We start from the raw sequence: 19,786 nt of genomic DNA on the forward strand, positions 1-19,786 counted from the left end.
TCCAGGCCGTCAGTCGGCGGTCCGGCCGAGCTGGACGTTCTCCAGGATCCCCGCGGCGTCGGGAACCAGGATGGCCAGCGAGTAGTAGGCGGTGACGAGGTACTTGATGATGGCGGCGGTGTCGATACCCATGAAGCGGACGTTCAGGCCCGGCTGGAACTCCTCCGGGATACCGGTCTGGTAGAGGCCGATGACGCCCTGGTCGGCCTCGCCGGTGCGCAGCGCGATGATGCTGGTGGTGTGGTCGTCGCTGATCGGGATCTTGCTGCACGGATAGATCGGGACACCGCGCCAGGCCGGGATCTCGTGCCCGTCGATGTTCGCGGAGGCGGGCACCAGACCGCGTCGGTTGCACTGCCGGAAGAAGGCCGCGATCGCCTTCGGATGTGCCAGGAACACCTTGGTCTTGCGGCGCATGGAGAGCAGCTCGTCCATGTCGTCGGGCGTCGGCGGCCCGGTGAAGGAGCTGATCCGCTGGCCGTAGTCGATGTTGTGCAGCAGCCCGAACTCCCGGTTGTTGACCAGCTCCCACTCCTGCCGCTCACGGATCTCCTCGACCGTGAGACGCAGCTGCTGCTGGGTCTGGTCCATCGGGTTGTTGTAGAGGTCGGCGACCCTGGTGTGGACCCGCAGCACGGTCTGGGTGAGCGACAACTCGTATTCGCGGGGGGCGAGTTCGTAGTCCACGAAGCCGCCGGGCAGCGTCTGCTCGCCGACGTGGCCGGCCTGCACCGGGACCTCCGCCTCGCCCTTGCGGTTCATCGGCCTGCGCTGCTGCTCGACGTACGCGTGGAGATGGGCGGCGAGGGACGGCACCCGCTCGGTGAACTCCCGGACGACGTCCCAGGGCAGCGCCAGCACCACGCCCGCCGTCTCGGCCCGCACCGAGGTGAGCCACAGCGGGTCGGACTGACCGACCGCCTCGTCGCCCATCTGGTCGCCGTCCGTGACGACCCCGACGATCTCCTCCTCGCCGTACTTGCCGGCCGCGAACCGGGTGAAGCGGCCGTGCACCACCAGGTACGCCTCCGTGACCGGCTGCCCGGCCTCGAACAGCACCTGGCCCGGGCGCACCTCCCGGGGCTGGAAGCGGGTGGCCATCTCCCGCAGCACGTCAAGGTCGGGGTAGCCGCGCAGGATCGGCAGCTCGGTCAGCGTCTCGGGAACGACCCGGATGTCGTCCGCGCCGTTCTGCTCGAAGTGCACGCGCCCGCGCCCGGTACGCAGCTGCAGACGGCGGTTGACCCGGTACGTGCCGCCCTTGACGTCCACCCACGGCAGGGTCTTCAGCAGCCATCGCGAGGTGATGGCCTGCATCTGTGGTTCGGACTTGGTCGTGGTGGCGAGGTTGCGGGCCGCCCGCGTGCTCAGGCTGGTGAGCTGCCCGTCGGCCGGGAGCCCGGGATCGGGTTCGTCGACTGCGGAACCGGTGGCGATGTCCGGAGTGGACACATTCCCTCCTGCGGAGAGGCGAACGGGGGTGATGGGGATCGGTCGTTGGTGCACGGGGTGCCGGTGCGCTCCGACCAGCCAAACAGGACGCGTGATCTTCGGGTACCGCGCGAAGGGGGCGCTTTTGATCAACGAGTGGTGCAAACCCGCCGGTGAGGGCGTTGCGAGGCGGTGTTCGTGATCATGCGCCGGAACTCTGCCTCCGCACGCGGTGAATCCTCACGTTTGCGTTCAGGAAAGATCATTCACCAGCACCGCTGCCCCGTCGAAGCGCCCGGCCTTGAGGTCCTTCAGGGCCTGTGGCGCCTGCGACAGGGGATACGTGTGCGTCGTCGCACGGACTTTGTGCAGCGCGGCCTTCTCCAGGAACTCGCGGCCGTCCGCGCGCGTGTTGGAGGTGACGCTGCGCAGTTCCTTCTCGTAGAAGAGGTCGCTCTCGTAGTGCAGTGGCGGTACGTCGCTCAGGTGGATGCCCGCCACGGACAGCACTCCGCCGCGGTCCAGCGCCCGCAGAGCGACCGGCACGAGGTCGCCGACCGGGGCGAACAGGATCGCGCTGTCCAGGGGTTCCGGCGGCAGGTCGTACGCGTCGCGCGCCGAGGCGGCGCCCAGTTCGAGGGCCAGCTGCCGGGCGGCCGCGCCGCGCGTGAGGACGTGCACGGTGGCGCCCTCGGCGATGGCCACCTGCGCGCACAGGTGGGCGCTGCCCCCGAACCCGTACAGCCCGAGCCGGCCGCGCGGCGGCAGCGAGGCGCGTCGCAGCGCGCGGTAGCCGATGATCCCGGCGCACAGCAGCGGCGCCAGTGACACGTCGTCCAGAGTGCCCGGCAGCCGGTAGGCGAAGTCCGCCGGCACGGTCGTGTACTCGGCGTAACCGCCGTCGGCGTCCCAGCCGGTGTACCGGGACCGCGGGCAGAGGTTCTCGGCGCCCCGCAGGCAGTACGCGCACGCGCCGTCGGTGTGCCGCAGCCAGGCCACGCCCACCCGGTCGCCCACGGCGAAGCCCTCGACACCCGCTCCGAACCCGGCGACCACGCCCACCACCTCGTGCCCGGGGGTCACCTCCTGCCGGTGCACCGGCAGGTCCCCCTCGGTGACGTGCAGATCGGTGCGGCACACGCCGCAGACGCGCACGTGGACCAGCAGCTCGTCGTCCCCGGGCACGGGCACCGGCCGCTCGACGAACCGGAGGGGATCCTCCTCCACCGGCCCGGGCCGGGTCACCGACCACGCGCGTGCGGTCCCTGCCGTCGCCATCAACTCCGACATTCCGCGCCCCGTCTCGCCGAAGCCCGCCGTCTCCCTCGTCCCCCTCGTCCAGTGTCGGGCAGTTTCACCCGTTCGGCGCGCGGGCCGACCCAGGGATGACTAGCGTGAGAATCGGGACAATCCGCCTCATCGGAGAGGGCCGCGACCATGGCCGTGCAACCTGAAGGAACGCCCTGCTGGGCCGACGCGATGTTCACCGACATCGAGGGCGCCAAGAGCTTCTACGGCGAGGTCCTCGGCTGGACCTTCGGCGAGGCGTCGTCGGAGTACGGCAACTACACACAGGCCTATGCGAACGGCAAGGCGGTGGCCGCCGTCGTACCGCCGATGTCCGGCCAGGAGGGGCAGTCGCAGTGGTGCCTGTACTTCGCGTCGCCGGACGCCGCCGCCACCGCGGCCCGGATCCGGGACAACGGTGGCGAGGTGCTGATGGAGCCGATGCAGGTCGGCGAGTTCGGCACGATGTGCCTGGCTCTTGAGCCCAGCGGTGCCGTGTTCGGTGTGTGGCAGGCGGGCGTCCACGAGGGCTTCGAGGCGACGGCGGTGCCAGGTGCCTACAACTGGGCCGAGGTCTTCACCCGCGACCCCGATAAAACGGACACGTTCCTCACGGCCGTCTTCCCGTACGCGGCGAAGCAGCTCGAGGACGACGGGGTCGACTTCCGTGTCTTCAACCTCGGCGACGACACGGTCCTGGGCCGGATGCGAATGACCGACGAGTTCCCGCCCGAGGTCCCGTCGTACATCAACGTGTACTTCGGCGTCGACGACTGCGACGCGGCCGTGGCCCGGGCCACCAAGCTGGGCGGCATTCTGCGCTTCGGGCCCATGGGCAGCCCGTTCGGCCGCTTCGCGGCACTCAGCGACCCGCAGGGCGCGAACTTCTCCGTGATCGACACCACGACCACCGAGGGCGACAGGCCCAGCTTCCAGGACGTGTGACCAGGCCCGGAGCGGTGACGGGCGCGGTCATGGCATGATCGGCCGCATGCGTGAACGTGTGGTGGCCGCGTGCGACGGGGCTTCGAAGGGAAACCCCGGACCGGCCGGATGGGCATGGGTGGTCTCGGACGACGAGCGGACCCCCGCCCGCTGGGAGGCGGGCCCGCTCGGCCGGGCCACCAACAACGTCGCCGAACTGACCGCGCTGGAGCGCCTGCTGGCGGCCGTCGACCCGGACGTGCCGCTGGAGATCCGCATGGACTCCCAGTACGCGATGAAGGCGGTCACCACCTGGCTGCCCGGCTGGAAGCGCAACGGCTGGAAGACCGCGGCCGGCAAGCCGGTCGCCAACCAGGAGCTGGTGGTCCGTATCGACGAGCTGCTCGACGGCCGCTCCGTCGAGTTCCGCTACGTTCCCGCCCACCAGGTCGACGGCGACCCGCTCAACGACTTCGCCGACCGCGCCGCCAGCCAGGCCGCCTCCGTCCAGGAAGAGGCCGGCAGCGCCCTCGGCTCCGCTGAGCCGCCGCCGTCGCCCGACACGCCCAAGGCGGCCGCCCCGCGCCGCAAGGCGCCCCGCCGGACCGCCGGCGGAGCGTCCTCGCGCACCATCAAGGCGAAGTTCCCCGGCCGCTGCCTGTGCGGCCGCAGCTACGCGGCCGGCGAGTCCATCGCCAAGAACACGCAGGGCTGGGGACACCCGGAGTGCCGTACCGCCGAGGCCTGATCAGCTGTCGAAGGTGTAGAACTTCGTGTGGTCCAGCAGGTCCGACGGGCGCACGTCGTTCCACGGCTTCATCGTGTCGTTCAGGTCGATGACGTCGGGCGTCCCGCCGGTCGGTACGTAGCCGGCATCCGGGTGCCGGCGCTGCCATTCGGCCCACAGCTTGTCGACGTAGGCGTGGTGCAGCCAGAACACCGGGTCGTTGGGGGAGACCCCGGTGGCCATCTGCCCGCCGACCCACACGTGGACCCGGTTGTGCAGATTGACCCCGCGCCAGCCCTCGAGGTTGTTGCGGAAGCCGTCGGAGGAGCTGTTGTAGGGCGCCATGTCGTACGTCGCCATGGCCAGCACGGACTCCACCTCCGCGCCCGTCGGCAGCTCGCGCACGGCCGTACCGAGCGAGCGGCGCAGGAACGTACGGCCGTCCACGCGGACGCTCATCGGCCAGTTGCCGGTGGACCCGGCGAACGGGCCGTCCATCACCCGGCCGTCACTGCTGCGCCCGGTGCCGCCGAGGAAGTCCGGCGCCCACAGCGAGGCGCGCACCGTGCGGTCGGTGCTCCAGTCCCAGTAGGGCAGGGCGACCGAGGAGTCGACCGCCTGCAGGGCCTGCTCGAAGTCGAGCAGGAATCTGCGGTGCCAGGGCAGGAAGGACGGGGAGCGGTGGCCGGTCCGTTCACCGCTGTCGGTGTCGGCCATGATGAAGCCGTTGTGCGTGCGGACGAATTCGTCGTAGCGCCCGTTGCGCTTGAGTTCGAGGACGGCGTTGACGAAGCGGCGCTTCTCGTCGGCGGTCAGAGTGGCCTGGTTCTTGCGAACGGTCATGTGCGTGGTGCTCCGGATGTCCTTGCGGGGGCGGTCAGTTGGCGGGGAACGACAGCAGCGGGGCGCCCTGCAGCTCGTCCACCGCGGCACGGGCGGCGGCGCGCGGCGTGGGCACCGGGTCGTAGTGGCTGACGACGCTGATCCAGCTGCCGTCCGCGTTCCGCATCACGTGCAGTTCCACCCCGTCGACGAACACGGAGTAGCCGCCGCCGTGTTCGTGGTGGTGACCGCCCATGCTCGACGGACGGCCCTGTATCCGGCGGCCCTTGTAGACCTCGTCGAAGGAATCCGGTGCGCCGTGCTGGTGTTCGGCGGCCCGGGCGCCGGGTGCGACGAGCGTGGCGGCCGAGGCCGTGGCGGCCAGGGCGGCCGCCGCGGTGAGCGCGCGGCGCCGGGTGATTTCGGGCATGCGTGTCCTCCTGTGGGGGAGTTCGAGTGGTGACTCCGCATGCCTACCGGGCGGTTCAGGAGGGGAAGAAATCGCCCGGAACCGGTTGGCTGTGATCCGGACAATTAACCACATGTCGTAGAAGATTGAATCAAGATGATCTTACTGCGGTGATGGGCTCTTCTGTCGCGGAACGGGGAATTCCTTGCCGGGGCGTCCGGGAATCCGGTGATCCTTCTCGCCCGTGGTGTGCCCGAGTGGCGCGGGTCACCGCGCCAGACTGACGTGATCCGGAAGCCGGTCGACGGCGCACCGGAACCAGCGTGCTCCGCTGCCTCCCGGGGCGACGCCGACGCAGTCGCATGCGGCGACCGGGCCGAGGGGCCGGCCGTCGGCCCCTGCGCACCCGCCTCCGGCGGTGTCCGCGACCACTCCATGCGCGACCACCCGGGCGCGCCGGAGAGCAAACCTGGCCTGGCGGGCGGGCTGAGTGCGGGGTGAAATCTTGGGTGAATGACCATTCACTCGATAAAGTGAATTCTTATTCACCGAGCAGTCCGAGCCGTTCACAGGAGCGCCCATGGACCACCCCGTCCCGATACCCCAGCCACCCGGCACGTCCACCGCGGCGCCCCGGCTGCGGGACCGCCTCACCATCCCGGTGCTCGCGTCGGGCGGCATTCTCATGGCCGTCATGCAGACCGTGGTCGTACCGCTCCTGCCCGACCTGCCACGGCTGACCCACGCCTCGGCGGCCGCCGTGTCCTGGATGGTCACCGCGACCCTGCTGTCCGGGGCGGTGCTCACCCCCGTGCTCGGCCGGGCCGGCGACATGTACGGCAAGCGCCGGGTGCTCACCGCCGCGCTCGGCCTGATGACCGTCGGCTCGGTGATGTGCGCCCTGTCCTCCGACATCGGCGTGCTCATCGCGGCCCGCGCCCTCCAGGGCGCCGCCGCTTCCGTCGTCCCGCTCTCGATCAGCATCCTGCGCGACGAACTCCCGCCGGAGCGCCGGGGCTCGGCGGTGGCGCTGATGAGTTCCACGGTCGGCATCGGCGCCGCCCTCGGCCTGCCGCTCGCCGCGCTGGTCGTCCAGTACGCCAACTGGCACACCATGTTCTGGCTGACCAGCGCCCTGGGCGCACTCGGCGTGGCGGCCACCTGGTGGGCGGTCAGGGAGTCGCCGGTGCGCGAACCCGGCCGCTTCGACGTCCTCGGCACGCTGGGCCTGGCCGCGGGACTGGTGTGCCTGCTGCTGGGCGTCTCCCAGGGCGGCCAGTGGGGCTGGGGCAGCCCCCGGATCCTCGCGCTGTTCCTCGCGGCCGTCGCCGTCCTCGCCCTGTGGTGGTGGCAGCAGCTGCGCGCCGAGCGACCGCTGGTCGACCTGCGCCTGGTCACCCGGCCGCGGGTGGGCCTGTCCCATGTGGCGGCCCTGCTGACCGGCTTCGCCTTCTACGCCAACTCGCTCGTGACCGCCCAGCTGGTGCAGGCCCCGAAGGCCACGGGCTACGGCCTCGGGCTGCCCATCGTCGCCACCGGCCTGTGCCTGCTGCCCGGCGGCGTCACCATGCTGCTCTTCTCGCCCGTGTCCGCCCGTATCTCCGCCGCGCGCGGCCCACGCGTCACCCTCGCCCTCGGCGCCGCCGTCATCGCCTGCGGCTACGCGGTCCGCATCGCCGACAGCCGCGACCTGTGGATGATCATCCTCGGTGCCACGGTGGTGGCGACCGGCACCACCCTCGCCTACTCCGCACTCCCGACCCTGATCCTGCGGGCCGTCCCGGCCGCCCAGACCGCCTCCGCCAACGGCGTCAACGTCCTCATGCGCACCATCGGCCAGGCCGTCTCCAGCGCCGCCGTCGCAGCCGTCCTCGTCCACCACAGCAGCCCCGTCGGCGGCGTTCCGGTGCCCACACTGCACGGCTATCTGCTGGCGTTCACGATGGCCGGGGCCATCGCCCTGGTTGCCTGCGCCGCGGCCCTGTCCATCCCGGGCGACGGGCCCTGCGACGACACCCGGCGCGCCGGGGGAGCGACCCGGGGCGCGCGCGACGGGGCGATGGAGGGAGCATGAGTGCCGTGAGCACTCCATCCGGCCCCCGAGCGCCCGCCCCGGAAGCCCCCGCGCGCCGCGACGCCGAGGCCACCAAGGCGGTCATCCTCAAGGCCGCCCGCTACCTGCTGGCCCGGCACGCGCACGCCGACATCACCCTGAAGGCCGTCGCCGAACGGGCCGGTGTCAGCCCGCCGTTGATCCTGAAGTACTTCGGCAACAAGGACGCCCTCTTCGCCCGCGTGATGTCCTTCGACACCGACGCGGACGATCTGCTGGACGCGCCCCTGGAGCAGCTGGGCCGCCACATGGTCCGCCACGTGCTGGCCAGCCAGCGCGAGCGAGGCGCCGACCCGTTGGTGCGCATCGCATTCGCGCCCCTGCAGGGCGACCACGGCGAGATCCTGCGCGCCAACTTCCGCGCCCAGGTGACCGAACGCCTCGCCGCCCGGCTCACCGGCCCCGACGCGGGCCTGCGCGCCGAACTCGCCGTCGCCGGCCTCCTCGGGCTCGGGGCGATGTACGGCATCGCGCGCGGCCCGCACCTGCGCGAGACCGACATCGACTCCATCGCCGACCGCTACGGCCCCCTCGTGCAGGAACAGCTGACGCCCGGCACCTGAGTCACTCGTCGGCCCGGGGGCCGGTCAGCAGGGCCTCCGCGCAGCTGCGGAACGCCGCGAGCAGACGACCGTTGTCGCCCGCACGGGTCGCCAGCGCGACATGGCTCGGTTCGACGCCGTGCAGCGGGATCGAGGTGAGGCCGGGGCGGATGCTGATGCCGGGGACGCCCGCCGCGATCGCCACCGCCTGCCCGGAGGCGACGAGTTCGAACTTGTCCTCGATGTCGTCGATGTACGGGCCGTCCGGGGCCGGGCTGCCGTCGGGCCGGGGGTCGATCCGCCAGAACGCGTCCCAGAGCCGGTCCGGCACCCGGGGGAGCGGTTCGTCGGCGATGTCGTCCACGGTGACCGACTCCTTGCCCGCCAGCCGGTGGTCGAGCGGCACGACCAGGATCCGCGGTTCGTCGTAGAGGACCGTCACCCGCAGGCCCTCGGTGACGAACGGCAGCCGGGCCACGAGCGCGTCCACGCGGTGGTCGAGCAGCGCGTCCCGCGCCTCGTTCCAGCGCAGATGCGCGGTCCGCACGTCGGCCTCCGGAAACCTGCGCCGCAGGTCGCGCACCGCCGGGGTGACGAAGATGCCGGTGGTGTAGCCGACGGTGATCCGGCTGGGCTCGGCGGCGGCCCGGGCGACTGCGGCGGCCTGGGCCGCGGCGCGCAACAGCGCCTTGGCACGCGGCAGGAAGACCTCTCCGGCCTCGGTGAGCCGGGTGCCCTGCGGGGTGCGGTCGAACAGCCGGGCACCCAACTGCTGCTCCAGCCGCCGCACTTGACGGCTCAGGGACGGCTGGGCGACGTGCAGGTCGGTCGCGGCGCGGCCGAAGTGGCGGTGCTCGGCCACGACCGTGAAGTACCGCACCAGCCGAAGGTCGAGGTCCGCGTGGGCGGCCGAGTCGGTCATGCCTCAAGCGTACTGCCGTCTGCGTCCTTCCTGGACGCACTCAAGGGTACTGACCTGTGGTGATGCCTGATCTGTATTTCGTCATGCGAAACAGGCTTTGGACCTGGAGGCGGCCTCGGACCAACGATGAGGTCATTCCCACCCAGCATCCGAGGAGCAGATCAACCATGCGTGTTTTCGTCACCGGTGCCACGGGGTTCGTCGGATCCGCCGTCGTTCCCGAGCTCATCGCCGCCGGGCACGAGGTCGTCGGCCTCGCCCGCTCGGACGAGGCGGAGGCCTCGCTGAAGTCGGCGGGGGCCGAGGCACACCGCGGCAGCCTGGACGACCCCGAGGGGCTGGCCCGCGCCGCGGCCGCGGCCGACGGCGTGATCCACCTGGCCTTCATCCACGACTTCACCGACATCTACGCCGCGGGTGCCACCGACCTGCGCGCCATCGAGGCGATCGGCGCCGCCCTGGCCGGCTCAGGCAAGCCCTTCCTGGTCACCTCCGGCACGGGGATCGCCAGGGCGGACGGTGTGATCACCGAGGAGGACGGGCCCGCCCCGGGCAGCCACCGGGCGGCGTCCGAGGAGGCCACGCTCGCGCTGGCCGAGCGCGGGGTGCGGGCCTGCCTGGTCCGGCTCGCCCCCTCCGTGCACGGCCGGGGCGACCAGGCCTTCGTGCCGCGCCTGATCGAGATCGCCCGGGCGAAGGGTGTGTCGGCCTACATCGGCGACGGCGCCAACCGCTGGACGGGCGTGCACCGTTCGGACGCGGCCCGCCTGTACCGGCTGGCCCTGGAGTCCGCGCCGGCCGGCACCCGGCTGCACGCGACCGACGAGGAAGGGGTGCCCTTGCGGGACATCGCCACGGTCATCGGCCGGCATCTGGGCCTGCCCGTCGTCGGCGTGGCCGCCGAGCAGGCCGAGGACCACTTCGGCTGGCTCGGGCGGTTCGCCGCCGTCGACTGTCCGTCGTCGAGCGAGCTGACCCGCAGGCTCCTCGACTGGGAGCCGCAGGGGCCCGGCCTCCTCGCCGACCTCGACGAGGGCCACTACTTCCAGGCGTAGTCAGCGCAGGAGTCGGTCGAGGAAGCCGTTCGAGAACACCCGGTGCGGGTCCAGACGGTCGAGGATCCCGACCGCCTGCTCCCACGCGCCCGTCCCGAACGAGCCGGGCACGGCCGAGCCCAGCACCTCCGGGTCGCTCCATACGGCGTCCTCGGTGTACGCCCAGCCCTTGGACCACTCCACGCGCGCGAGGGCGTACCCGCCGTCGTACGTGCCCAGCAGGAACCGCTCCAGCTCGCGCAGGAACGCCTCCGCGTACGGGGTCCCCGGCAGGGTCAGCACGTCCAGCCACACCGCGGTGTCCCACTCGGGACGGGCCCCGCTCGGCCGCAGCGTGGACAGCAGCGGGGCGCGGGCGCCCTCGACACCCGTGTCGGCGGGATCGTCCAGGCCGGTCACCCGGATCTCCACCGAGCCGTTCACCGGGAACCGGCCCAGCGCCGCGTACGCCTCGAGCCGCTCCCGGTAGCGGCTGGTGAACTCGTGCACCACCCGCTGCACCCCGGCCCGCGTGGTGAGGATCGCGTACCCGTTCGCGGTGACCCGCAGCGTGGTGGGCCGCAGGTACAGCAGGGTGTTCTTGGACGGCCCCCACAGATCGGCGGACCGCGTGGCCGTCAGCCCCAGGGCGGCCGCGTCGAGCTGTGCGTTGCCGAGCGCCGGCGCCAGGTACCAGGCCGCGTCCGTGAACATGCGCCCCACCAGGTCGGCCACCAGGGTCGGCACGCTGTCGGAGAAGGGGTAGTTGTACGGCGAGGTGACGTGCCGTGAGGTGAGAGGTTTGCCGGGGGTGACGCTCCACTCCTTCAGCCAGGGGAACTCGGTGAAGGCGAACCAGATCGTCTCGACCCGGCCCGAGCGCCGCAGGAACGTCTGCAGGGTGCGCCCGCGGGACCCGGGCGCCGCGAACAGTTCGGAGGCCGGGATGTCGGTACGGCTGACACAGCGCAGGGCGCTGTCCGGGCCGACCCGCAGGACCACCTCCGTGACGAAGGACCGGCCGAGATGGGTCAGGAGCGCGGCGCAGTCCGCCTCCGTGCGGTGGAACGTCCGCAGGACATGGGCCCCCGCGCCCTCGTCCCACACCACCGCGGTCAGCTCCAGCACCCGGTTGCTCAGCGAGCCGTACGTCGTGCCGGCCGGCGGGTGCTCACCGTCGGCCGGCACGGCCGTGCCGTGCGCGTCGATCGCCAGGGCGCCGCCGAGGGTGAGGTCGCCGGGTGCGGGTGCGGCGGTGAGGCCGAGACCGTGCGCCTCCAGGAAGGTGAGCAGGGCTTCGAGACTCACACCCGTGCCGGCGCGCACCGCCGACGCGTCTTCCAGCGCCACGCCGGTCAGATGGGGTGCGGTGTCGACCAGCAGGACCCGGGTGTCCGCCGCCGTGCCCTCGGTGATCGTCAGCGGTGACCAGCCGTGCGAGCTGCCCCGCGCACGCACCCGCCACCCGTTGCGCCACGCCCAGTTGACGACGGAGAGCACCTGCTCCGGGGTGGTGGGCGCGCAGGCCCACAGCCCGTCCGCGGTGATCTCGCCCACCCAGTTGCGGTACGCCGAGCGGTGGAGCGCCACCTCGGCCGGAAACCCGGGGAGTTCGGCCGCGGCTCGGGCCGGATCGGCCGCGACCAGCACGGGTACGGCGGCCAGCGCGGTGGCGGTGCGCAGGAAGCCGCGGCGGCTCACGGGAGCCGAACCACCGCTCCGGGAAGGGAAGTTGCTCACTGAACGATCGATCACGGTCTCACGCTAAGGGCCGCTTTACGGCAACCGGCGTTCTGTCGAGTCCTCAATCACTCATGTGGGTGAGACACGCACAGGTTCCTGCCGGAGCGACGTGTTCCGCGGGATGCGAGACCTGGTGACACACTGACGCCATGGACGAACGCGTAATCGGCAGGTCGGGTCAGCGGGCATCGGTCGTCGGACTCGGCACATGGCAGCTGGGCGCCGACTGGGGCGACGTGGACGACAAGGAGGCCCTGTCCGTCCTGGAGGCGGCGGCCGAGTCGGGCGTCACCTTCTTCGACACGGCCGACGTGTACGGCGACGGACGCAGCGAGTCGACCATCGCCGCCTTCCTGGGCGGCCGGCCCGATGTGCACGTGCTCGTGGCCACCAAGATGGGCCGCCGGGTCGAGCAGATCCCCGAGAACTACGTCCTGGACAACTTCCGCGCCTGGAACGACCGCTCCCGCCGCAACCTCGGCGTCGACCGCCTCGACCTGGTGCAGCTGCACTGCCCGCCCACCCCCGTCTACTCCTCGGACGAGGTGTTCGACGCCCTCGACACCCTGGTGGCCGAGGAGCGGATCGCCGCGTACGGCGTGAGCGTGGAGACCTGCGCCGAGGCGCTGACCGCGATCGCCCGGCCGAATGTGGCGAGCGTGCAGATCATCCTCAACCCGTTCCGCATGAAGCCCCTGTACGAGGTGCTCCCGACGGCGCGGGAGGCGGGTGTCGGCATCATCGCGCGCGTGCCGCTCGCCTCCGGACTGCTGTCCGGCAAGTACACCAAGGACACGGTCTTCGCGGCCGACGACCACCGCACCTACAACCGGCACGGCGAGGCCTTCGACCAGGGCGAGACCTTCTCCGGCGTCGACTACGCGACCGGCGTCGAGGCGGCCGCCGAGTTCGCCGCGCTCGCCCCCGAGGGGTACACCCCGGCCCAGCTGGCCCTGCGCTGGATCGCCGAGCAGCCCGGCGTGACTACGGTCATCCCCGGTGCCCGCCACCCGGAGCAGGCCCGGGCCAACGCGGCCGCCGCCAAGCTGCCGCCCCTGCCCGAGGAGACGTTCACCGCGATCCGAGACCTGTACGAGCGCCGGATCAAGGGCCAGGTGGAGCAGCGCTGGTAGGTGCCGTCCGGGCGGTCAGCCGGCCGTACGGGCTTCCAGTGCGGCCAGCTGACGGTCGTGCACCCTGCTGAGGAGCAGCAGCGACAGCACGGCGCCGATCAGGGCGCAGAACATGTCCCACTGGGTGTCCCACACATCGCCCTGGGTGGCGAGGAAGGCGTCCGCGCCGTGCCCGCCGATCACGGCGGCCGCCCACTCCAGCAGTTCGAAGCAGGCGCTGAAGGCGAGGCAGGCGCACACGGTGAGCGGGGCCAGCCAACGGCTGCCACGCAGCGGCGAGGTGCGGCTGAGCAGTTCGCGGACGAGGACGGCCGGGACGAAGCCCTGCATCAGGTGCCCGAACCGGTCGTACGGGTTGCGGGACAGACCGAAGGTGTCCCGCACCCAGTCGCCCACCGGGACCTGCGCGTAGGTGTAGTGGCCGCCGACCGCGAGGACCAGCGCGTGCACGGCCAGCAGCCCGCACAGCAGCCCGGTCAGCGGGAAGCGCCGCCAGACCAGCACCACCAGGGGCAGCCCGACCAGCGCCCATACCGTCTCAAGGAACCAGGTCGTGCGGTCGCGCACGTCCCACGCCGACACGGCGAGGCCCACCGCCGCCACGCCCGCGAACAGGGCGGGCGGCACGCGGCGCGGTGCGGGCAGCGGGGCGGGATGCACTGCGGTCATGGCGGGGCTCCTTGCCGGAGGAGAGACGGAGCCCCCATCGTGGCGGCGGCCGACGAGCCCGGACATGAGTACCGCTACTCAGCCCGGGCTGAGGATGTCCGCCGGGCCCTACGGCCGGCTTCCGCGGGCTCCGCGCAGCGCGGTCAGGCAGGTGCCGATGGCCTGCTGGAGCTCCTCCAGGCGCTGGACCATGTCGTCCTCGTAGAAGTCCTGGGCGTCGTCGAAGGTCAGCTCCTCGAACGCCCGGGTCGCCTTCTGCAGGCTGCTGTAGAACTTCGTCCGCCGCTCCTGGACCCGCAGCTCGGGGTCGGCCTCGACCGTCTCGGCGACGAGGGACTTCAGGGTGTCGTAGGCCTCGGTGGCCCACTCGCCGGTGTCCTCGCCGTCCTCCAGCTCGTCGATCAGCGACAGATGCCGCTCGGCCTCCTCGCGCAGCTCGACGGGCGCGTCCACGGTCTGTCCGGCCGGCGTCCTGAACTGGCCGGACTCGGCGATCTGCCGTACGTAGCCGATCCGGTCGGCCGAACGGCTCTCGCTCGCCACGGCCTTCTTCAGGTCGTCGGTGCGTACGACGTCACGGGCCAGCTCGGCCTGCAGGTCCGGGTCCTCCTTGAGCCGGTCCAGCAGGGCGGAGCGGGCGGCCCGGGCGGTGGAGGGGTCGGCGAGGATCGCGGCGCGCAGCGCGGTGGGGTTCTCGGCGACCTCCAGGGCCTTGGTGGGACGGATGCCCTCGGCCTCGGCGGCCTGGGCGATGGCGGTGCCGCGTTCCGAGGTGGCGCTGTTGCGGGAGACGTAGTAGCTCAGCCACACGTCGGCGTCCGGCAGCTCGACGGCCTGGCCCGGCCGGAGCGCCTCGAAGTGCGGGACCAGCCCGTCGTCGGCCGCGCGGTCCCAGGCCTTGTAGTAGCGCATGACCCGCTCGGGCGAGCAGCCGGCCAGCTCCGCGAACTCCTTCGCCGACACCTTCGGCGTCTCAGCGGCGGCCTGCCCGCCCGGCCGCACGCTGCGCGCCACCATCAGCGCGAAGGCCCAGCCGCCGGTGCGCGCGTAGACGCCGAACTCGCGTGCGTCCCGCGCCACGAGGTCGGACAGGGCCGCCGCGGTCGGCGCGGACGTCTCGGACGGGTCGATCGCAAGGGTCACGGATGACTCTCCTGGAGGCATGTCTCAACGGGGTCGCACTCGGTGCGCGAGTGCGACTGGACAGCCTATATCCACCCATTGGCAATGCTTTGGCGGCCCTGCCTGTCCGGCGCGGGGCGCCGGTCAGCCCTTGGTCTGGCGGAAGGTCTGCAGGAAGGTCCTGAGTGCGAGCTGGTTCCCGGCATCGTCCCAGGCCTTGTCCGCAGTGGTGAAACGCAGGGAGAAGCTGCGCCCGCCGCCGAGCAGGAAGCCGCGCCCGAAGGTGTGCACCCGTGCGTCGCCGGACCCGGACAGCCACTCCAGGTCGGCTGCCCGGTAGCCCTGGTAGGTGGTGGCCCGGATGCTGCCGACCCGGTGGTAGCCGGGGAGCCGCTCCAGCACCGGTTCGACCTCGTCCCGCCACACGGCGACCGGGTCCGGGCCGGCCTGCTCGCTGTAGGTGACGGCGAGGGTCGAGGAGTCGGCGTCGGTGCCGTAGGTGATGCGGTAGGCGTGGTCGGCCCCGCGTGAGGTGGTCAGTCGCTTCCAGCCGTCCGGCAGGGCCACGGAGAAGCCCTCCGGGGCGGTGTAGCGGTGGAAGCCGGCAGGCAGGGCCGGGGACGGTGAACTGCTGGGGGCCGCGGACGGGGAGCTGCTGGGGCTCGGTCCGGTGCTCGTGCTCGTGCTCGGGCTGGCGCTCGGGCTGGGGGCGTTGTTCTCGGGGCGGTCGGCCGGCGGGGCGGCCGTGGCGGTGGGCCGCGGCGGCTCGGCCGCGGTGGAGGTGCCGGGCAGCTGGTGGGTCGCGGCAAGGACGGCCGACGTGATGGTGACGACGGCCAGCGCGGTCCCGGCCACCATCATCCGTCTGCCCCGTTCCTGGCCCACGTGCCGGACGGCCGCGTAGGCGCTGCGCAGCCGGGGCGCGGGCGCGGGATCGCGGTCCGCGTCGGCGTCCTCGTCGAGGGCCCGGATCAGCGCCTCGCGGACCACCGGCCGGGTCAGCCGCTCCCGGGAGTTCTTGCGCAGCAGCCCCTGGACGGACTGGGTGAGCGGGCCGGTGCGCAGCGGGGTGCGCAGGGGCAGCCGGTCCACGGCCTTCAGCGTGGCGTCGGGGCGGCCCCGGTCGCGGAACGGAGGGCGTCCCTCGACCGTCGTGTAGAGGATCGCGCCCAGCGCCCACAGGTCGGCCGCCGGTCCGATGCGCTCGTCGCGGGCCTGTTCCGGCGAGGCGTACGACGGTGCCGTGAGCCTCGGGGCCAGCGTCGCGCCCGCCAGTCCGAACCCGGCGACCACGACCGGCCCCCCGTCCCGGACGAAGACCTGGCCGGGGCTCAGCTCGCCGTGAGTGATGCCCTCGTCGTGCGCGGCCTGGAGCACGTCGAGGAGTTCGAGACCGACCCGCGCCGCCCGCACCGGGTTGAACGGGCCTTCACGGTCGAGGAGTTCGCTGAGAGGGGTGCCGTCGATCCAGTCCGTGACGGTCCACAGGGTGCCCGCCTCCACGACGGCGTCGACGACCGTGACGACCTGGCCGGGGCACAGGAGCCGCATGGTCTCGGAGGTCCGGACGACCCGGGCCGTGGCGCGGCGCAGGGTGTCCGCGTCGCAGGTCTCCGGGAGGCCGATCTGTGCCACCAGGCGGGGCTGGTTCGCCGTCACGTCCTCCGCGTACCACCACAGCCGGTTCGTCTCCCGGGCGAAGACCTCGAGGAGCCGGTACCGGCCGGCGACCAACTCGTGTGCGGAGACGTGCGCCTTGACCATGGTCATCCCTCGCTGAAACCCCTGACTCGTCCTTGCCCACAGGTACGCGGGGGGCGCGGGGGAGTGTTCAAAGAATCCGAAACTCCGGCCCGGTTCCTGCCTTTTATTCAACTCTTCGAAAGCGCTTGCGAGTTTGGGATAACGGCACATGACCGGGCATCGACCTGCGGGTAACCGACGGTAAATGCCCGGGTGCGCCGCCGCGCTCGGAGAGTCCGAGGTCAACGCGGTCTCAGAGGTCGCGGGCCACCAGGAAGTCCAGCAGCCGGAGCATCTCCTCGGCGGCGGGCGGCGGGACTTCCGTGAGCAGGGAGCGAGCGGCGGCGGTGTGCATGCGGGCCTCGGCCAGCGCTGCCCTGCGGCCGCCCGCCCGCTCGATCAGCTCGGCCGCCTCCTCGGTCGGACCGGGGCGGTCCAGTAGCGCGGGCAGGTGGCGGGCCGCGGGGGAGTCGAGCGCGGCCAGGACCGGGAAGGTCTTCTTGCGCTCGCGCAGGTCTCCGCCGGCCGGCTTGCCGGTGACGGCCGGATCGCCCCAGATGCCCAGCACGTCGTCCACCAACTGGAAGGCGACGCCCAGATGCCGACCTGCGCGGTCCAACGCGGTGACGACCGGCTCGGGCGCCCCGCCGAGTGTGGCCCCGAGCGCAGCGGCGCAGCCCAGCAGCGCCCCCGTTTTGTGCTCCGCCATCGCCCGGTACTCCTCGGGCGTGACCCGCTCCGGCCCGCCGAAGGGCCGTGCGGCGAACAGCAGGTCGTCGGCCTGCCCGCGCACCAGATCGGCGAGGGCGGTGGACAGGAGCCGCACGGCACCGGGACCGCCCGGCTCGGCGGCGAGGGTCTCCACGGCGAGCGCGAACAGGGCGTCCCCGGCGAGGACCGCGGGACCCGTGCCGTACGCCTTCCACACCGCGGGGCGCCGGCGCCGGGTGGCGTCGCCGTCCATGATGTCGTCGTGGAGCAGGGAGAAGGCGTGCACCAGTTCCACGGCGACCGCCGCCGGGACCCCGGCCCGCCCGTCGGCGCCGGCCGCCCGGGCGCCGAGCACCGCCAGGGCCTGCCGTACGCCCTTGCCGCCCGGCGCGGCGGCGGGAGCGCCGCCGACCTCGCACCAGCCGAAGGAGTACGCGGCCATCTCGGCCACCCAGGGGTGCAGCCGTCCCACCGCCTCCGTCAGCGCGGGGCGCACCAACTCCCGGCAAAGGTCGAGGATTTCCGGAGCCGAGGGCGGCGCCTGCACCGCAGAGGGGAGCGCGGTCACCGTACGACCTCGGCGTCCAGGCCGAACTCCGCCTGCGCCCGGGCCACCATCTCCCGTGCGTGCCTGAGTCCGCTGCGCTCCAGCACCCGGGCCAGATCCGCCAGTTCGGCCGCCGTCTCGGCGCGGTCGTGACCCAGGTGGGCCAGTGACTTGGCCAGGCCCAGCCGGGCCAGCGCCTCGCCGCGCGGCTCGCTCATCGCCCGGAACTCCTCCAGGGCCAGCTCGTACAGGTCCCGCGCCTCGGCGTACCGCCCCGCGCGGTAGAAGACGTTGCCGCGCATCTTGTGGTTGTAGGCGAGCGCGCTGGACAGGTTCATCGCCCGACAGGTGACCTCGGCCCGCGCCAGCAGCTCCAGCGCCCGCTCGGCGTCTCCGTCGCGGACCGAGAGGACATCGGCGAGCCCGCGCAGCGCCCAGGCGTGACCGCGCCGGTCCTCGGCCCGCTCGGCTATCTCCGCCGCCTCCTCGAAGAGCGCGTACGCCTTGTCGTACTCCCCGGTGTTGCGGTGCATCTGCGCGATGCCCTCCAGCGCCCACACCGTGTGCCGGGCCTCCCCGCGCCTGCGGGCCTCGGCCAGCAGCTGCTCGTGCAGCCGGCCGACCGCCTCGTAGTCGCCCTGGATGCGGCCGGTCTCCGCGAGGCCCGCCAGCGAGTAGCCGCGGACAACGATGTCGCCGCCCTGCTCGCCGAGTTCGGCCGCGAGCCCGAGCAGCCGCCAGGCCAGCGGGAACGCGCCGCGCTGCCGGGCCAGGGTGCCGCCGCTCCACAGTGCCCACGCCATCGCGGCCGTGTCCCCGGCCTCCCGGGCGGACCGGTAACTCGCCTTCCAGGCCCGGTCGGCGTCCCGCACCTGGCCGAGCCGCCGGTGCGCCTCGGCGACGGCGAGCCCGCAGCGGGCCGCCTCGTCGGGGCGACCCGACCGCTCGGCCTCGCGCAGCCGCTCGGTGCCCTCGCTCAGTACATCCACCAGCGAGGAGTTCACGGACAGGGTGGTCAGGGCGCCCTGGTACTCCGGGGCGAAAGCCTTGCCGTACATGCATGCCTTTCTATGCACGGTGTGTATACATGATGTGTATAGCGCGCCGAAAACACGCCCTGACCCCGGGGGCCAGGGCTTGGTCTGTTGTCGGTCAAGACGCCGGTACGGCAAGGGGGGTTGCCTGTGAGGCGTAGATCACGTCACGGGGCGTCAGTGCTGCTGAACCTTCTGCGGGGTCTCCTCGCTCGGCCGCACCACGACGTACCCCTCGCCCTGCAGCATCAGCTGGACGGCCTCCCCGGAGCCGCCGCGCAGCATCGAGCCGAACGACTGGGAGCGGTGCAGGGACGTCTGCAGATGCGCGGTCCAGCCGACCACCGCGTCCGTGTCGACGTACACCGGGTACTGGGCCGAGACCGGTATGACCAGCGGGTTGCCCTCACAGACCAGGCCGAGCCGGCCCTGTCCGCTGAACACGCTGTTGAACAGGCCGCCGCCGGCGATGCCCGAGCCCTTCACGGTCTTGATCTCGTACGACAGCGACGGGTCGAAACACAGGACGTTGCGGCCGTTGACGGTGAACTGGTCACCCTGCTCCACCTCGACGATGAAACAGTTCTGCGCCTCGTGCGCGAACCACACCTCGCCCTGTCCGCGCACCGCCATCAGCGGCAGCCCCTCGCCGGTGACCGCACGCTTGAGCATGCCGCCCACGCCCTGGCCCTTTCGCTCGAACTGGAGACCGCCGCGGTAGGCGATCATCGCGCCCTGGCGGGCGAACATCTCGCCGTTCACCGCGTACTTGATGCACTTGGCGTTCTCGACGGTCATGCCCGGCTCGACGGCCGGGCGCACCATGTGCTGACTGGAAAACAGATCACCCTTCATGCGGGGCATGGTGTCCCG

The 19,786-nt window shown here is 72.2% G+C and carries 18 protein-coding genes; 6 read left to right on the forward strand and 12 right to left on the reverse strand.

Annotated features, from left to right (window positions below):
• Positions 1-9: 9 nt before the first annotated feature.
• Positions 10-1,452, reverse strand: coding sequence for a family 2B encapsulin nanocompartment shell protein (locus tag ACIF83_RS06530; protein ID WP_398138225.1), 1,443 nt, complete (start codon positions 1,450-1,452; stop codon positions 10-12).
• A 231-nt stretch (positions 1,453-1,683) separates the two neighbouring features.
• The gene (locus ACIF83_RS06535) at positions 1,684-2,709 is read right to left on the reverse strand and encodes a zinc-binding alcohol dehydrogenase family protein (protein ID WP_398138226.1); all 1,026 of its coding nucleotides are present in this window, start codon (positions 2,707-2,709) and stop codon (positions 1,684-1,686) included.
• Between the two features lie 159 nt (positions 2,710-2,868).
• Between ACIF83_RS06535 and ACIF83_RS06540 the strand changes: the two genes are divergently transcribed.
• On the forward strand, positions 2,869-3,663 hold the full coding sequence (locus ACIF83_RS06540; RefSeq protein WP_393476767.1) for a VOC family protein: 795 nt from the start codon (positions 2,869-2,871) through the stop codon (positions 3,661-3,663).
• Between the two features lie 34 nt (positions 3,664-3,697).
• Positions 3,698-4,390: a ribonuclease H gene (locus tag ACIF83_RS06545; RefSeq protein WP_393476764.1), complete on the forward strand. Its 693-nt coding sequence runs from the start codon at positions 3,698-3,700 to the stop codon at positions 4,388-4,390.
• On the opposite strand, the gene ACIF83_RS06550 is transcribed toward ACIF83_RS06545, so the two are convergent.
• Together ACIF83_RS06550 and ACIF83_RS06555 are read right to left on the reverse strand one after the other, a co-directional pair.
• Complete coding sequence (locus tag ACIF83_RS06550) at positions 4,391-5,212, reverse strand: tyrosinase family protein (protein WP_399723945.1); 822 nt, start codon at positions 5,210-5,212, stop codon at positions 4,391-4,393.
• A 34-nt stretch (positions 5,213-5,246) separates the two neighbouring features.
• Complete coding sequence (locus ACIF83_RS06555; protein ID WP_399723948.1) at positions 5,247-5,621, reverse strand: tyrosinase cofactor; 375 nt, start codon at positions 5,619-5,621, stop codon at positions 5,247-5,249.
• 559 nt (positions 5,622-6,180) lie between these two features.
• Here ACIF83_RS06555 and ACIF83_RS06560 point away from each other — a divergent pair.
• The gene (locus tag ACIF83_RS06560; RefSeq protein ID WP_399723951.1) at positions 6,181-7,674 is read left to right on the forward strand and encodes an MDR family MFS transporter; all 1,494 of its coding nucleotides are present in this window, start codon (positions 6,181-6,183) and stop codon (positions 7,672-7,674) included.
• Positions 7,671-8,276 (forward strand): TetR family transcriptional regulator, encoded by a 606-nt coding sequence (locus ACIF83_RS06565; protein WP_393476756.1) that lies wholly within the window; start codon positions 7,671-7,673, stop codon positions 8,274-8,276. Before ACIF83_RS06560 ends, ACIF83_RS06565 begins: the two co-directional genes overlap by 4 nt.
• 1 nt (position 8,277) lies before the next feature.
• Here ACIF83_RS06565 and ACIF83_RS06570 read toward each other — a convergent pair whose 3' ends face one another.
• Positions 8,278-9,177 carry a LysR substrate-binding domain-containing protein gene (locus ACIF83_RS06570; protein WP_393476754.1) on the reverse strand — a complete coding sequence of 300 codons (900 nt, stop codon included), beginning with the start codon at positions 9,175-9,177 and terminating at the stop codon, positions 8,278-8,280.
• Between the two features lie 167 nt (positions 9,178-9,344).
• Here ACIF83_RS06570 and ACIF83_RS06575 point away from each other — a divergent pair, with 167 nt between their 5' ends.
• A complete protein-coding gene (locus ACIF83_RS06575; protein ID WP_398138229.1) occupies positions 9,345-10,232 on the forward strand; it encodes an SDR family oxidoreductase in 888 nt (295 codons plus the stop codon).
• Here the strand turns inward: ACIF83_RS06575 and ACIF83_RS06580 are convergent, their stop codons facing one another.
• Positions 10,233-11,966: a cholesterol oxidase substrate-binding domain-containing protein gene (locus tag ACIF83_RS06580; protein WP_399723956.1), complete on the reverse strand. Its 1,734-nt coding sequence runs from the start codon at positions 11,964-11,966 to the stop codon at positions 10,233-10,235.
• A 137-nt stretch (positions 11,967-12,103) separates the two neighbouring features.
• On the opposite strand from ACIF83_RS06580, the gene ACIF83_RS06585 reads away from it, so the two are divergent.
• The gene (locus ACIF83_RS06585; protein ID WP_399723959.1) at positions 12,104-13,087 is read left to right on the forward strand and encodes an aldo/keto reductase; all 984 of its coding nucleotides are present in this window, start codon (positions 12,104-12,106) and stop codon (positions 13,085-13,087) included.
• Between the two features lie 15 nt (positions 13,088-13,102).
• On the opposite strand, the gene ACIF83_RS06590 is transcribed toward ACIF83_RS06585, so the two are convergent.
• From ACIF83_RS06590 to ACIF83_RS06615, 6 genes are all read right to left on the reverse strand, one after another.
• Complete coding sequence (locus tag ACIF83_RS06590) at positions 13,103-13,756, reverse strand: DUF2238 domain-containing protein (protein ID WP_398138232.1); 654 nt, start codon at positions 13,754-13,756, stop codon at positions 13,103-13,105.
• 108 nt (positions 13,757-13,864) lie between these two features.
• Positions 13,865-14,899, reverse strand: coding sequence for a hypothetical protein (locus ACIF83_RS06595; RefSeq protein ID WP_393476739.1), 1,035 nt, complete (start codon positions 14,897-14,899; stop codon positions 13,865-13,867).
• A gap of 123 nt (positions 14,900-15,022) precedes the next feature.
• Positions 15,023-16,648 (reverse strand): serine/threonine protein kinase, encoded by a 1,626-nt coding sequence (locus ACIF83_RS06600; protein WP_399723963.1) that lies wholly within the window; start codon positions 16,646-16,648, stop codon positions 15,023-15,025.
• Between the two features lie 226 nt (positions 16,649-16,874).
• Positions 16,875-17,900, reverse strand: coding sequence for a polyprenyl synthetase family protein (locus tag ACIF83_RS06605; RefSeq protein ID WP_399723966.1), 1,026 nt, complete (start codon positions 17,898-17,900; stop codon positions 16,875-16,877).
• Positions 17,897-18,937 (reverse strand): tetratricopeptide repeat protein, encoded by a 1,041-nt coding sequence (locus ACIF83_RS06610; RefSeq protein WP_399723969.1) that lies wholly within the window; start codon positions 18,935-18,937, stop codon positions 17,897-17,899. The genes ACIF83_RS06605 and ACIF83_RS06610 overlap by 4 nt, the downstream gene beginning before the upstream one ends.
• A gap of 153 nt (positions 18,938-19,090) precedes the next feature.
• The gene (locus tag ACIF83_RS06615; RefSeq protein WP_393476728.1) at positions 19,091-19,768 is read right to left on the reverse strand and encodes an AIM24 family protein; all 678 of its coding nucleotides are present in this window, start codon (positions 19,766-19,768) and stop codon (positions 19,091-19,093) included.
• Positions 19,769-19,786 lie beyond the last annotated feature (18 nt).

It is taken from the genome of Streptomyces sp. NPDC085866 (assembly GCF_044541035.1).
In the GTDB taxonomy this organism is placed as follows: Bacteria; Actinomycetota; Actinomycetes; order Streptomycetales; family Streptomycetaceae; genus Streptomyces.